Source organism: Leifsonia poae (assembly GCF_050632865.1).
Classification (GTDB): domain Bacteria; phylum Actinomycetota; class Actinomycetes; order Actinomycetales; family Microbacteriaceae; genus Leifsonia; species Leifsonia poae_B.
Window position 1 is genome coordinate 785,000 of the sequence record NZ_JBODSA010000001.1, and the last position, 13,486, is coordinate 798,485.

General features: G+C 70.8%; 13 protein-coding genes. 11 read left to right on the forward strand and 2 right to left on the reverse strand.

What is annotated here, in order from left to right:
* Positions 1-20 precede the first annotated feature (20 nt).
* The 4 genes from ACRAWB_RS03935 to ACRAWB_RS03950 all read left to right on the forward strand — a co-directional run bounded on the left by ACRAWB_RS03935 (position 21) and on the right by ACRAWB_RS03950 (position 4,223).
* On the forward strand, positions 21-1,826 hold the full coding sequence (locus ACRAWB_RS03935) for an acetolactate synthase large subunit (RefSeq protein ID WP_431352148.1): 1,806 nt from the start codon (positions 21-23) through the stop codon (positions 1,824-1,826).
* 3 nt (positions 1,827-1,829) lie between these two features.
* On the forward strand, positions 1,830-2,339 hold the full coding sequence (gene ilvN, locus ACRAWB_RS03940; protein WP_064108653.1) for an acetolactate synthase small subunit: 510 nt from the start codon (positions 1,830-1,832) through the stop codon (positions 2,337-2,339).
* A gap of 39 nt (positions 2,340-2,378) precedes the next feature.
* Complete coding sequence (ilvC, locus tag ACRAWB_RS03945; RefSeq protein WP_121260240.1) at positions 2,379-3,407, forward strand: ketol-acid reductoisomerase; 1,029 nt, start codon at positions 2,379-2,381, stop codon at positions 3,405-3,407.
* Between the two features lie 84 nt (positions 3,408-3,491).
* Positions 3,492-4,223: a copper homeostasis protein CutC gene (locus tag ACRAWB_RS03950; RefSeq protein ID WP_431352149.1), complete on the forward strand. Its 732-nt coding sequence runs from the start codon at positions 3,492-3,494 to the stop codon at positions 4,221-4,223.
* 14 nt (positions 4,224-4,237) lie between these two features.
* Here the strand turns inward: ACRAWB_RS03950 and ACRAWB_RS03955 are convergent, their stop codons facing one another.
* Positions 4,238-4,618: a DoxX family protein gene (locus tag ACRAWB_RS03955; RefSeq protein WP_431352150.1), complete on the reverse strand. Its 381-nt coding sequence runs from the start codon at positions 4,616-4,618 to the stop codon at positions 4,238-4,240.
* A 155-nt stretch (positions 4,619-4,773) separates the two neighbouring features.
* Between ACRAWB_RS03955 and serA the strand changes: the two genes are divergently transcribed.
* The 3 genes from serA (at position 4,774) to ACRAWB_RS03970 (ending at position 8,101) form a co-directional block, all read left to right on the forward strand.
* A complete protein-coding gene (gene serA / locus ACRAWB_RS03960) occupies positions 4,774-6,366 on the forward strand; it encodes a phosphoglycerate dehydrogenase (RefSeq protein ID WP_431352151.1) in 1,593 nt (530 codons plus the stop codon).
* Positions 6,367-6,457: 91 nt separating this feature from the next.
* Positions 6,458-6,823, forward strand: coding sequence for a YciI family protein (locus ACRAWB_RS03965; RefSeq protein WP_431352152.1), 366 nt, complete (start codon positions 6,458-6,460; stop codon positions 6,821-6,823).
* A 42-nt stretch (positions 6,824-6,865) separates the two neighbouring features.
* Positions 6,866-8,101 (forward strand): RNA polymerase sigma factor, encoded by a 1,236-nt coding sequence (locus ACRAWB_RS03970; protein WP_431352153.1) that lies wholly within the window; start codon positions 6,866-6,868, stop codon positions 8,099-8,101.
* A gap of 60 nt (positions 8,102-8,161) precedes the next feature.
* Here ACRAWB_RS03970 and ACRAWB_RS03975 read toward each other — a convergent pair whose 3' ends face one another.
* Complete coding sequence (locus ACRAWB_RS03975) at positions 8,162-8,731, reverse strand: TetR/AcrR family transcriptional regulator (RefSeq protein WP_431352154.1); 570 nt, start codon at positions 8,729-8,731, stop codon at positions 8,162-8,164.
* A 58-nt stretch (positions 8,732-8,789) separates the two neighbouring features.
* Between ACRAWB_RS03975 and ACRAWB_RS03980 the strand changes: the two genes are divergently transcribed.
* The 4 genes from ACRAWB_RS03980 to ACRAWB_RS03995 all read left to right on the forward strand — a co-directional run bounded on the left by ACRAWB_RS03980 (position 8,790) and on the right by ACRAWB_RS03995 (position 13,472).
* Positions 8,790-10,322: an MFS transporter gene (locus ACRAWB_RS03980; protein WP_431352155.1), complete on the forward strand. Its 1,533-nt coding sequence runs from the start codon at positions 8,790-8,792 to the stop codon at positions 10,320-10,322.
* Positions 10,323-10,395: 73 nt separating this feature from the next.
* Positions 10,396-11,451 carry a 3-isopropylmalate dehydrogenase gene (locus ACRAWB_RS03985; protein ID WP_431352156.1) on the forward strand — a complete coding sequence of 352 codons (1,056 nt, stop codon included), beginning with the start codon at positions 10,396-10,398 and terminating at the stop codon, positions 11,449-11,451.
* Between the two features lie 25 nt (positions 11,452-11,476).
* The gene (locus ACRAWB_RS03990) at positions 11,477-12,607 is read left to right on the forward strand and encodes a branched-chain amino acid aminotransferase (protein ID WP_363808382.1); all 1,131 of its coding nucleotides are present in this window, start codon (positions 11,477-11,479) and stop codon (positions 12,605-12,607) included.
* Between the two features lie 49 nt (positions 12,608-12,656).
* A complete protein-coding gene (locus ACRAWB_RS03995) occupies positions 12,657-13,472 on the forward strand; it encodes a ketopantoate reductase family protein (RefSeq protein ID WP_431352157.1) in 816 nt (271 codons plus the stop codon).
* Positions 13,473-13,486: the final 14 nt, after the last annotated feature.

The following is a 13,486-nucleotide window of genomic DNA, read 5'->3' on the forward strand; positions in this document are numbered from 1 at the left end:
CGTAAGGGACTGATAAAGGCATGTCCACGGATGCAACCCCCAGCACTGTGTTGCCGTCCGCGGCGCCGGGCACGGCGTCGCCCGAGAATCTGACCGGCTCGCAGTCGGTCGTCCGCACCCTCGAGCTCCTGGGCGTCACCGACGTCTTCGGACTTCCGGGCGGTGCCATCCTGCCGATCTACGACGCCATCATGGACTCGACCAAGATCCGGCACATCCTGGTGCGTCACGAGCAGGGCGGCGGTCACGCGGCCGAGGGCTACGCGGTCGCCTCCAACCGGGTGGGCGTCGCCATGGCGACGTCGGGCCCCGGCGCGACCAACCTCGTCACCGCGGTCATGGACGCGCACATGGACTCCGTCCCCGTCGTGTTCATCACCGGCCAGGTGTTCTCCACCCTGATGGGCACGGACGCGTTCCAGGAGGCCGACATCGTCGGCATCACCATGCCGATCACCAAGCACTCCTTCCTCGTGAAGAGCGTGGAGGAGATCCCGGCGACCATCGCGGCGGCCTACCACATCGCCGGCACCGGCCGCCCGGGTCCGGTGCTCGTCGACATCACCAAGGACGCGCAGCAGAACAGCGCACCCTTCGTGTGGCCGCCCAAGGTCGACCTGCCGGGCTACCGGCCGATCACCAAGGCCCACGGCAAGCAGGTGCTGGCAGCGGCCCAGCTGCTCACCGAGGCCAAGAAGCCGGTGCTCTACGTCGGCGGCGGCGTGATCCGCGCCAAGGCGTCGCAGGAACTCCTGGAGCTCGCCGAGGCCACCGGCGCGCCGGTCGTCACGACCTTGACGGCGCGCGGCGCCTTCCCCGACACGCACAAGCAGCACCTCGGCATGCCCGGCATGCACGGCACGGTGCCCGCGGTGCTGTCGCTGCAGGAGTCCGACCTCATCGTGTCGCTGGGCGCGCGGTTCGACGACCGCGTCACCGGCAACACCTCGCTGTTCGCACCCAACGCGAAGATCGTGCACGTCGACGTCGACCCGGCCGAGATCTCGAAGATCCGGATGGCCGACGTCCCCATCGTCGGCGATGCCAAGGACGTCATCGTCGATCTGACCGCGGCGTTCCAGGAGGCGTCACGCGCCCAGAAGCCCGACATCGTCGAGTGGTGGACGTACCTGAACGGGCTCCGCGAGGAGTTCCCGCTCGGCTACACGCCCACCAGCGACGGGCTGCTCGCGCCGCAGTACGTCATCCAGCGGATCGGCGAGCTGACCGGCCCGGAGGGCATCTACACCGCAGGCGTCGGACAGCACCAGATGTGGGCCGCGCAGTTCATCAAGTACGAGCGTCCCAACTCGTGGCTGAACTCCGGCGGCGCGGGCACGATGGGCTACTCGGTGCCGGCGGCGATGGGCGCGAAGGTCGCCCAGCCCGACCGCACGGTGTGGTCGATCGACGGCGACGGCTGCTTCCAGATGACCAACCAGGAGCTCGCCACCTGCACGATCAACAACATCCCGATCAAGGTCGCGATCATCAACAACTCGTCGCTCGGCATGGTGCGGCAGTGGCAGACCCTCTTCTACGACGGCCGCTACTCCAACACCGACCTGAACACGGGCCACGACACCGTCCGCGTCCCCGACTTCGTGAAGCTGGCCGAGGCGTACGGCGCCCTCGGCATCCGTGTCACGAAGGAAGAGGAAGTGGATGCCGCGATCAAGCTCGCGCTCGAGACCAACGACCGGCCGGTCGTCATCGACTTCGTCGTGAGCGCCGACGCCATGGTGTGGCCGATGGTGCCGCAGGGCGTCAGCAACAGCTACGTCCAGTACGCCCGCGACCACAGTCCGTCGTTCGGAGGGGAGTGACCCATGAGCACGCACGTTCTGAGCCTCCTCGTCGAGGACAAGCCCGGTCTGCTGACCCGTGTCGCCGGGCTGTTCGCCCGCCGCGGCTTCAACATCCACTCGCTCGCGGTGGGCACGAGCGAGGTCGACGGCCTCTCGCGCATCACCGTGGTGGTCGATGTCGAAGACCTCCCGCTCGAACAGGTCACCAAGCAGCTCAACAAGCTGATCAACGTGATCAAGATCGTCGAGCTCGACCCGGCACAGTCGGTCCAGCGGGAGCACCTGCTCATCAAGGTGCGGGTGGACAACTCCACCCGCTCGCAGGTGCTCGAAGCGGTGAACCTGTTCCGCGCCCGCGTGGTCGACGTCGCCACCGACGCGCTGGTGATCGAGGTCACCGGCGACAGCGGAAAGACGCAGGCGCTGCTCAAGGTGCTGGAGCCGTACGGGATCAAGGAGATGGCCCAGTCGGGCCTCCTCGCGATCGGCCGCGGCGGCAAGTCCATCACCGAGCGCGTCTTCAAGAACTAGTTTTCGATTCTTCCGAACCAACCAGCAAGGAGTAGCCAAGTGGCTGAGATCTACTACGACAACGACGCGGACCTCTCGATCATCCAGGGCAAGAAGGTCGCCGTCATCGGCTACGGCTCGCAGGGCCACGCCCACGCGCAGAACCTGCGCGACTCGGGCGTCGAGGTCGTCATCGGCCTCAAGGAGGGCTCGAAGTCGAAGCCGAAGGCCGAGGAGGCGGGCTTCCGCGTCCTCAGCGCCGCCGACGCCGCGGCGTGGGCCGACGTCATCGTCATCCTCGCGCCGGACCAGGTGCAGCGCCACCTCTACGCCGAGGACATCCAGGGCAACCTGCAGGAGGGCAACGCCCTCGTCTTCGGGCACGGCTTCAACATCCGCTTCGGCTACATCGAGGCGCCCGAGGGCGTCGACGTGATCATGGTCGCCCCGAAGGGCCCGGGCCACACGGTTCGTCGCGAGTACGAGGCCGGCCGCGGCGTCCCCGTGATCGTCGCCGTCGAGAAGGACGCGACCGGCAACGCCTGGCCGCTCGTCCTCTCGTACGCGAAGGGCATCGGCGGCCTCCGCGCCGGCGGCATCAAGACCACCTTCACCGAGGAGACCGAGACCGACCTGTTCGGCGAGCAGGCCGTCCTGTGCGGTGGCGTCTCGCAGCTCGTCCAGTACGGCTTCGAGACCCTGACCGAGGCCGGCTACCAGCCGCAGGTCGCCTACTTCGAGGTGCTGCACGAGCTGAAGCTCATCGTCGACCTCATGTGGGAGGGCGGCATCGCCAAGCAGCGCTGGTCGGTCTCCGACACGGCCGAGTACGGCGATTACGTCTCCGGCCCGCGCGTCATCGACCCGCACGTCAAGGAGAACATGAAGGCCGTGCTGTCCGACATCCAGGACGGCACCTTCGCCAAGCGCTTCATCGCCGACCAGGACGCGGGTGCGCCCGAGTTCCTGGCGCTCCGCGCCAAGGGCGAGCAGCACCCGATCGAGGCCACCGGCCGCGAGCTGCGCAAGCTCTTCGCCTGGAACGCCTCCAACGACGACGACTACGTCGACGGCGAGGTCGCTCGCTGAGCCTGACCGTCACGGTCACCGCGCACTAGTCTCAGGGGTGCCGCACGCGTCGCGTGCGGCACTCCTCGCGTGTGAGGAGCATCCATGGGCGTCGCCGTCGAGATCGCGGTGCAGGATCCCACCGGCGTGCGCATCGCCCTCGCCGAGGGCGCCGACCGGGTCGAACTCTGCACGGCGCTGGCGATGGGCGGCCTCACGCCGTCCGCTGCACTCATCGCGGCGGCCGTCGAGGAGGCGAGACGGGAGGAGCGGGACGGCTTCGTGCACGTGCTCGTCCGTCCCCGCGGCGGCGGCTTCGTCTACGACGCCGCCGAGGTGGCGCTGACCGTCGCCGACATCCGCTTCGCCCGCGCGACGGGTGCGGCCGGCGTCGTGGTGGGCGCGCTCGACGAATTCGCCACCGTCGACGGCGAGGCGTTGCGCCGGTTCGTGGATGCGGCGGAAGGCCTACCCGTGACGTTCCACCGGGCCTTCGACATCATCGGCGACCAGGCCACCGCGCTCGAGGAGCTGATCGCCCTCGGCGTCGGGCGCGTGCTGACCTCGGGAGGCGCGAGCCGCACCATCGACGGCGTCGCGACGCTCAGGGCGCTGGCCCAGCGGGCTGCAGGCCGGATCGAGGTGATGGCCGGGGAGGCGTCCGCATCGACGACATCCCGAGAATCGCCTCCAGCGGGGTGGATGCGGTGCATCTCTCCGCCCGCGACTCGGTCGTCGGAGCGCCCAGCGGCCCCGGCGGTGGGGATGCGCGCTACGACATCACGGACGCGGCGACGGTCGCCGAGGCGGTCGCCGTTGCGCGCCTCGCCCGCCTGACACGCTGAGGCTCGCTACAGCGCGCACACCACGCAGAGCGCGATGAGCACCACCTGCAGGATCGCGCGCGGCACGAGCGGTGTGGCGAACACCCCGAACCGCTCGGTCTTTCCGGCGGCGTAGGCATTCGCGGGAAACACCGCGACGAGGAACACGACCAGGCAGATCGCCGCGGCCACCCGGGTCGCGGGAACCAGCAGCCCGATCCCGCCCGCCAGCTCGCACACGCCCGTGAACGCCACCAGGGCGCGCGGTGACACCACCCGCACCGCCGGCGGGATCATCGCGGCCATCCCGCGCGCCGGCCCCGGCACGAAGTGGAGCGTCCCCATCCCGACGAACACGAGGGCGAGCGCGATGCGCAGGACGAGCTGGACGATCTCGAACGGAGTCACCCGCCCATCCTCTCCCGGGCGCACGACCTCCACCGCCCGTAACGCGGCGAAAAGCGCGCTTGACGCCCCGCTAGAGTTAAGCCGTTCGGCGCCCCACCGACCGTGGCGCACTTTCATCCCAAGCCAGCCCTCGCACCACCGTAAGGATCTGCCACGTGACAAAGCCGGTCGTCCTGATCGCCGAAGAACTCTCGCCCGCCACCGTCGAAGCCCTGGGGCCCGACTTCGAGGTCCGGAACGTGGACGGCACCGACCGTCCGGCGCTCCTGTCCGCGGTCGCCGACGCCGACGCGATCCTGGTCCGGTCCGCGACCAAGGTCGACGCCGAGGTGCTGGAGGCGGCGAAGCAGCTCAAGGTCGTCGCCCGTGCGGGTGTCGGCCTCGACAACGTCGACATCAAGACCGCGACCAACGCGGGCGTCATGGTCGTCAACGCGCCGACCTCCAACATCATCTCGGCCGCCGAGCTGACTGTCGGTCACATCCTGAGCCTGGCCCGTCACATCCCGGCCGCGCACAGCGCGCTCGCGCAGGGGCAGTGGAAGCGGTCGAAGTACACCGGCGTCGAGCTGTACGAGAAGACCGTCGGCATCATCGGCCTCGGCCGCATCGGCGCCCTCATCACCGCTCGCCTGCAGGCGTTCGGCACGAACGTCATCGCCTACGACCCGTACGTCACGAGCGCGCGCGCCCAGCAGCTCGGCGTGCAGCTGGTGACCCTGGACGAGCTGCTGGCGCAGGCGGACTTCGTCACCATCCACATGCCGAAGACGCCGGAGACCACCGGCATGATCTCCGACGACCAGCTCGCGCAGATGAAGGACACCGCGTTCATCGTCAACGTCGCCCGCGGCGGCCTCATCGACGAGGACGCGCTGTACCGCGCCCTCGCCACCGGCACCATCGCGGGCGCCGGCCTCGACGTGTTCGTGTCCGAGCCGCCGCAGGACTCGCCGCTCCTCGCCCTCGAGAACGTCGTCGTCACGCCGCACCTCGGCGCGTCGACCGACGAGGCGCAGGAGAAGGCGGGCGTCTCGGTCGCCCGCTCGGTCCGCCTGGCGCTGTCGGGAGAGCTCGTGCCGGATGCGGTCAACGTCGCGGGCGGCATCATCGATCCGTACGTGCGGCCCGGGATCCCGCTGGTCGAGAAGCTGGGTCAGGTGTTCTCCGGCCTCGCCGGCAGCCCGGTCACGAGCGTCGACGTCGAGGTGCGCGGCGAGCTCGCCGACTACGACGTCAGCGTGCTGAAGCTGGCGGCACTGAAGGGCATCTTCACCAACATCGTCAGCGAGACCGTGTCGTACGTGAACGCGCCGCTGCTCGCCGAGCAGCGCGGCATCGAGGTCCGCCTCATCACCGACTCGGTGAGCGAGGAGTACCGCAACCTGATCACGCTGCGCGGCGCGCTGAGCGACGGCTCGCAGATCTCGGTCTCGGGCACTCTGACCGGCCCGAAGCAGATCGAGAAGATCGTCGGCATCAACGGCTACGACGTCGAGGTCCCGATCGCGGAGCACCTGGTCGTCATGGTCTACGACGACCGTCCCGGCATCGTCGCGGTCTACGGCCGCGAGTTCGGCGACTCCGCGATCAACATCGCGGGCATGCAGATCGCCCGTACCTCGGCCGGCGGCAAGGCGCTCAGCGTCCTGACCGTCGACTCGCGCGTGCCCGACGGGCTGCTCGAGAAGGTGCGCCTCGCGATCGACGCCGACCTGATGCAGGAGATCGACATCACGGAGTCCTGACTCCGGGGAAGATTTCTCTTCCGCGCTGTCGATTCGTGTGGCCTACTTGCGTCGTAGGGGTGTCGATATCCCTACGATCTGAGGAGACACCATGTCCGACGAGTACGTTCTGCTCATCCGCGAGCCGAACTGGAGCCCCGAGACGATGACGGCCGACGACTGGCAGGCCGGCATGGCCGGTCACAAGGCGTTCCAGGACGCCGTTACGGCCGCGGGGGAGCGCATCGTCGCCAGCAACGCGCTGCAGGAGGCCGGCCAGGCAACCCGCATCACGCCCGGCGCCGACGGCACGCCGGTCTTCACCAGCGGTCCGTTCGGCGAGACGAGCGAGGCGATCACCGGGTTCTACAGCTTCACCGCGTCGAGCCCGGAGCAGGCGCGCGAGCTCGCCGCCCTATGCCCGACGCGCGGCTCGATCGAGCTGTACCCGGTGCTGGTGCTGGATGCGGTGCGCTGAGTGACGGCAGCCCTGTGACGGCGACGTCGTGACGGCGGCCCAGTGACGGCGGACGCCGACGTCGGTCGCGCCGCGCTCGAACGGGCGTGGCGCGACGAGTCGCCGCGCATCCTGGGCGCCGTCGCGCGCACCACGGGCGACCTCCTGCTCGCCGAGGACGCGGTGCAGGAGGCGTTCGCGCGCGCCGTCGTCGAGGCCGACCGCGGGCGCGCTCCCGCGAACCCGGCGGCCTGGGTGACCACGGTCGCGCGTCGCGTCGCGCTGGACACGCTGCGGCGCGAACAGACGGCGGCACGCGCCGCACCCGCCTTGGCTGCGGAGGTGGCGCGCGCAGCGGCCGCGCCGGACGCTATCGAGGAGAATTCCGTGTTCACCGGGGACGAGCGGCTGGAGCTGATCCTCGTCGTCGCGCATCCCGAGCTGGCTCCGGAGGCGCGGGTGGAGCTGGCGCTCCGCTTCGTCTGCGGCGTGCCGACCGCCCGCATCGCCGACGTGTTCCTCGTGCCCGAGCCCACGATGGCGGCGCGCCTCACCCGCGCCAAGAAGCGCATCCACGACGCCCGGCTGCGGTTCGCGCTGGACGACCCGGCTGCGGTGGCCGCACGGATGCCCGACGCGCTCACCACGATCTACCTGCTGTACACGGTCGGACACCAGACGGTCGACGCGACCCTTCGCCGGGATGCGATCGAGCTCGCCCGCGACGCCCACCGCGTCTTCGGCGACGCCGAGAGCGCCGGACTGCTGGCGCTCCTGCTGCTGACCGAGGCGCGCCAGTCCACCCGGCTGACCGACGACGACGAGTTCGCCACTCTCCGTGAGGCCGACCGGCGGCGCTGGGATGCGGCGCTGATCGCCGAGGGCGAGGCGCTGGCGACGACCGCACTGCAGGGAGGCGGCCGGTACGCCCTCCAGGCGGGTATCGCCGGGCTGCACGCGATCGCGCCGACGTGGAAGGCGACCGACTGGCCCGCGATCGCCCGGCTGTACGACGGCCTGGTGCGGCAGTGGCCCAGTCCGGCCGCGCGTCTCGGGAGGATCGTCGCGCTCGGCCACAGCCCGGATGCGGGACCCGAGGTCGCGCTGGCGGCGCTGGACGCCGATCCCGCGCTCGCGACCGGCCTGCTGGCGGCCGAGGCGCACGCCGCCCGCGCCGACCTGCTGCGGCTGACCGGCCGCGAACAGGAGGCGGCGGACGCCTATCGGGCGGCCATCCGGTCCGCGCGCGACGACCGCACGGCACGATCGCTCGAACGGCTGCTCGCAGAGGCGGGCTGACCCCTCCCGCATTCGTCACGAATGGTCGCCATTCGCGACGAATGTCGCGCGGCAGCGAAGCTAGCGCGCGGACGCGATGTCGCGCACGAGCGCGATCAGCTGGTCCACGTCTGTCTCGTCGCGCAGCACGGTGTTCGCCGCAGGCAGCAGCGCCGCGTTGTAGTACATCCCGTCGCCGATGAGCATGACCATCCGGGCGGCGAGCGGATCGCCGACCGCCTCCTCTAGCGCGCCTAGCCAGACGCGCTGGGCGTCCGCCAGGGCGTCGCGGGCACGCGGGTCCGCGGCCTGGGCGAGCCGCGCGACCGCGACCACCGCCCGCTCGAAGCGCGAATCCGTGGGGATGGACGTACGCAGGAAGTAGTCGACCGGGCCTGCCTCGTCGGCGCGCATCCGCTCGACGTCGTCGGCGACGAGGCCGGCGAAGCGTTCGAGCACCCCGCCGACCAGCGCCTCCTTCGAAGCGAAGTGATAGAGCAGGCCACCTTTCGAGACCCCCGCGCGAGCGGCGACCGCGTCGAGCGTCGCGGCGCGCTCGCTCTGCTCCGCCAGCAGCTCCTCGAAGGCGTCGAGCACGCGATCGCGCGCGCTGCGGGAGGAGGCGGGGGTGGCGGACGGGTCGGTCGGCATGTCCACATGCTAGTCGCGTTCACTTGCTACTGTACCGTCCAGACGGTACAGTAGACGCATGTCCGCCACCGCCAGCACCCGTCTGCCCGTCGCCGTCCCGCCCCGGGCCGGCGGGCGCGCGTGGGCGGCGCTCGTGGTGCTCATGCTCCCGACGTTGCTGGTCTCGGTCGACAACACCGTGCTGAGCTTCGCGCTGCCATCGATCTCCGAGGCGCTGAAGCCGAGCGCGACCGGGATGCTGTGGATCGTCGACGTGTATCCGCTCGTCCTCGCCGGACTGCTCGTCGCCATGGGGAGCCTCGGCGACCGGATCGGCCGGCGTCGCCTCCTGCTCATCGGTGCGACCGGCTTCGCCGCGGTGTCGGCGCTGGCCGCCTTCGCCCCGAGCGCCGAGCTTCTGATCGGCGCCCGTGCGCTGCTCGGCGTGTTCGGCGCCATGCTGATGCCGTCGACGCTGTCGCTGCTGCGCAGCGTGTTCCTCGACCGCGAGCAACGGCGGCTCGCCATCGCCATCTGGGCCGCCGGCTTCGCCGCGGGTTCCGCGCTGGGGCCGATCGTCGGCGGCGTGCTGCTGGAGCACTTCTGGTGGGGGTCGGTCTTCCTGCTCGCGGTGCCGGTCCTCATCCCGCTGCTGGTGCTCGCCCCGCTGCTGGTGCGCGAGTCCCGCGACCCGGAGCCGGGACCGGTGGACGCGCCGGGCATCGTGCTCTCGCTGCTCACCATGGCGCCGATCGTCTACGGCATCAAGACGCTCGCGGTCGACGGCTTCTCGCTCGTCGCGGTGGTCGCCATCCTGGTCGGGATCGCGTCGGGGGCGCTGTTCGTGCGCCGCCAGCTGCGGCGACCCATCCCGATGCTCGATATGCGCCTGTTCACGCGTCCCGCCTTCAGCGGCGCGGTCGTCGTCAACCTGCTGAGCGTGGTGTCGCTGGTCGGCTTCCTGTTCTTCGTGTCCCAGCACCTCCAGCTGGTGATCAGGCTGACGCCGCTGCAGTCGGGCCTCGTGCTGCTGCCGGGGCTGCTGACGATGATCGTCGCGGGCCTCGTCGTCGTGCCGATCGCGCGGCGCATCCGGCCCGGCGTGGTGATCGCGGGCGGTCTGACCTTGTCGGCGGCCGGGTACCTGCTGGTCGCGCTGACCGGCGGCGGCGCTCCCTGGAGCGTCCTGCTCGCGTCCTTCGTGCTCCTCGGCGCCGGTATCGGCGCGGCCGAGACCGTGTCGAACGAGCTCGTGATCTCGACCGCACCGGCCGCGAAGGCGGGCGCCGCGTCCGCTGTCTCCGAGACCGCGTACGAGCTGGGCGCGGTGCTCGGCACGGCGACGCTCGGGACGCTGATCACCGCGTCCTACCGCGCAGCTCTGGTCGTGCCGACCGGCCTGACGTCCGCGCAGGCGGATGCGGCGGGGGAGACGCTGGGCGGCGCGGTGACCGTGGCGAACGGGCTACCGGCACCGCTCGCGGAGCAGCTGCTCACCTCGGCGCGCGCGGCGTTCGACAGCGGTGTGGGTGTGACAGCGGTCATCGGCGTCGGACTGGTGGCGGCCGCCGCTGTCGTCGCGCTGGTCACCCTGCGCCGCGTCCGCTCCTGACGGGCGGCGCGGCAAGCGCGCGACGATAGAGTAGCGGGACCGGATCCGCCCATCGAACCAGCGCAGGAGTGCCATGTCCCGTTCCGTCAAGCTCGCCGTCATCCCGGGTGACGGGATCGGTCCGGAGGTCATCGCCGAGGCGGTGAAGGTGCTGGATGCGGTCACCGCCGGCAGCGACCTGGCGTTCGAGAAGACGCACTTCTCGCTCGGCGCCGACCGCTACCTCGCCACCGGCGACGTGCTCACGGACGACGACCTGGCGGCCATCTCCGGCCACGACGCGATCCTGCTCGGGGCGGTCGGCGGAAAGCCGGGCGACCCGCGGCTCGCCGGCGCGAACATCGAGCGCGGGCTGCTGCTGAAGCTGCGGTTCTCGCTCGACCACTACGTCAACCTGCGGCCCACCACGCTCTTCCCCGGCATCGCGAGCCCGCTCGCCGATCCGGGCGAGGTCGACTTCGTCGTCGTCCGGGAGGGCACGGAGGGGCCGTACGTCGGCAACGGGGGAGCGATCCGCCAGGGCACGCCGCAGGAGATCGCCAACGAGGTCTCCGTGAACACGGCCTTCGGCGTCGAACGGGTGGTCCGCTACGCCTTCGACCAGGCGGAGCAGCGCCGCAAGAAGCTGACGCTGGTGCACAAGACGAACGTGCTGACCTTCGCGGGCTCGCTGTGGAAGCGGATCGTGGACGCGGTGGCCGCCGAGCATCCCGATGTCGCGGTCGACTACCTTCACGTGGACGCGGCGACCATCTTCCTCGTGACGGATCCTGCTAGATTCGATGTGATCGTCACGGACAACCTCTTCGGCGACATCCTCACCGACCTCGCGGCCGCGATCAGCGGCGGCATCGGGCTGGCGGCCTCGGGCAACATCAACCCGGCCGGGGCCTTCCCGAGCATGTTCGAGCCGGTTCACGGATCGGCCCCCGACATCGCCGGCCAGCAGAAGGCCGACCCCACCGCCGCGATCCTCTCGACGGCGCTCCTGCTCCGCCACCTGGGCGAGCCCGAGCTCGCCGCGCGGATCGAGTCCGCGGTGACCGCCGACCTCGCCGCCCGCACGGGCGCTGTGCGAACGACCGCCGAGATCGGCGACGCGATCGCCGCCCGAGTGGCGCAGAATTGAATCACCCGTCGCATAAAGGACTGTCATGACCTCGACCAGCATCTCCCTCACCAACGGACCCACCGAGACCTCCGGCCTGCTCTGGAACGTCAGCCGCAACGAAGCCGCCCGCGAGGCGGCGGAGCGCGCCGAGATCCTTGCGAACCCGGGATTCGGCAACTACTTCACCGACCACATGGTCGACATCTGCTGGTCGGCGAAGGGCGGCTGGCACCGTCCGCGCGTCTCGCCCTACGGCCCGATCTCGCTGGAGCCCTCGGCCGCGGTGTTCCACTACGCGCAGGAGATCTTCGAGGGCCTGAAGGCGTACCGCCACGAGGACGGCTCGATCTGGACCTTCCGCCCCGAGGCCAACGCAGCCCGCATGCAGCGTTCGGCCTACCGTCTGGCCCTGCCGGAGCTCCCGGTGGAGCACTTCCTCGACTCGCTCAAGCAGCTCGTCGCGGTCGACGGCGACTGGGTTCCTGATGCGCCGGAGACCAGCCTCTACCTGCGTCCCTTCATGTTCGCCAAGGAGGCGTTCCTCGGCGTGCGGCCGGCCAACAAGGTCGCGTACTACCTGATCGCGAGCCCGGCAGGCGCGTACTTCCCGAGCGGCGTGGCCCCCGTGTCCATCTGGCTGTCCGACCGCTGGTCGCGTGCAGGCAAGGGCGGCACGGGCGCGGCGAAGACCGGCGGCAACTACGCCTCCAGCCTTCTTCCGCAGGCCGAGGCCTACGAGCACGGCTGCGCGCAGGTGCTGTTCCTCGACTCGGTCGAGGGCAAGTACCTCGAAGAGCTCGGCGGCATGAACGTAGTGCTCGTCTACAAGGACGGCACACTCGTGACTCCCGAGTCCGACAGCATCCTCGAGGGCATCACCCTCGACTCGGTGCTGCAGCTCGCCCGCGACCGCGGCCACAAGGTCGAGCGCCGCAAGGTCACGATCGACGAGTGGCGCGACGGCGTCGAGTCCGGCGACATCGTCGAGGTGTTCGCGTGCGGCACGGCCGCGGTGATCACGCCGATCGGCGAGCTCAAGTCCGACACCTTCACGGTCGGCGACATCACCGCCCCTCCGGGCGAGCTGACGATGTCGCTGCGCCAGGAGCTGACCGACATCCAGTACGGGCGCGAGCGCGACCGCCACAACTGGATGTACCGCCTGGACGCGTAAGCGTGGTGTTCGCGGTCGTCGGTCCGGGCGCGGTCGGCGGGCTCTTCGCGTGGCTGCTGCAGCGGTCGGGGAGGAGGTCGTCGCCGTGGGCCGGCCGGCGACCGTCGCCGCCATCCGCCGGGACGGCATCGAGGTGCGGAGCGCGACGTTCGGCGACGGCGTCCAGCGGGTGCGCGCCGAGACGGAGGTGCCCGAGGGCGCCAGCGTGATCCTGGCCACCAAGGCGTACGGGCTGGACGATGTGCTCCCGGGCATCGTCGCCGCCCGTCCGGCAGAGGTGATCTCGTTCCTCAACGGCGTCGAGCACATGGCGCCGCTGCGCGCCGCGCTGCCCGGTGTGCCGGTCGCGGGCGCGTCGGTCGCGGTGTCGGCACTGCGCGCCTCTCCGACGGTGATCGACCACCGCAGCCCGTTCGTCCGCATCGAGGCGCCGGAGGCGGCAGCCGGGTTCGCGTCCGTGCGGGCGCTGACGGACGCCGGGCCGAGCGTCCGGGTCGGCGGCAGCGAGGCGGAGGTCCTGTGGGCGAAGTTCCGCCTGCTCGCCTCCCTCGCGCTGCTCACCTCGTACTGGCGGCAGCCGGCCGGCGCCGCGCTCAGCGAGGACCCGGAGCTGACCGAGGCGGTCGTCTCCGAGGTGGTCGCCTGCTCGGCCGCCGAGGGCGTCCCGGCCTCCGAGCTGGACCTGGTGCGCGCGCTGCGCAGCGTCCCGGGCGGGATGCGCACCTCCCTGCAGGAAGACCTCGCGGCCGGAGCCCCGAGCGAGCTGGACGCTCTCGGCGGCGCACTGGTCCGGATCGGCGAGCGGCACGGCATCCCGACGCCGGCGGTGACCCGGATCGTGGCGACGCTCAGTGAGCCAGCCTGAGGCGACGCGCCCCG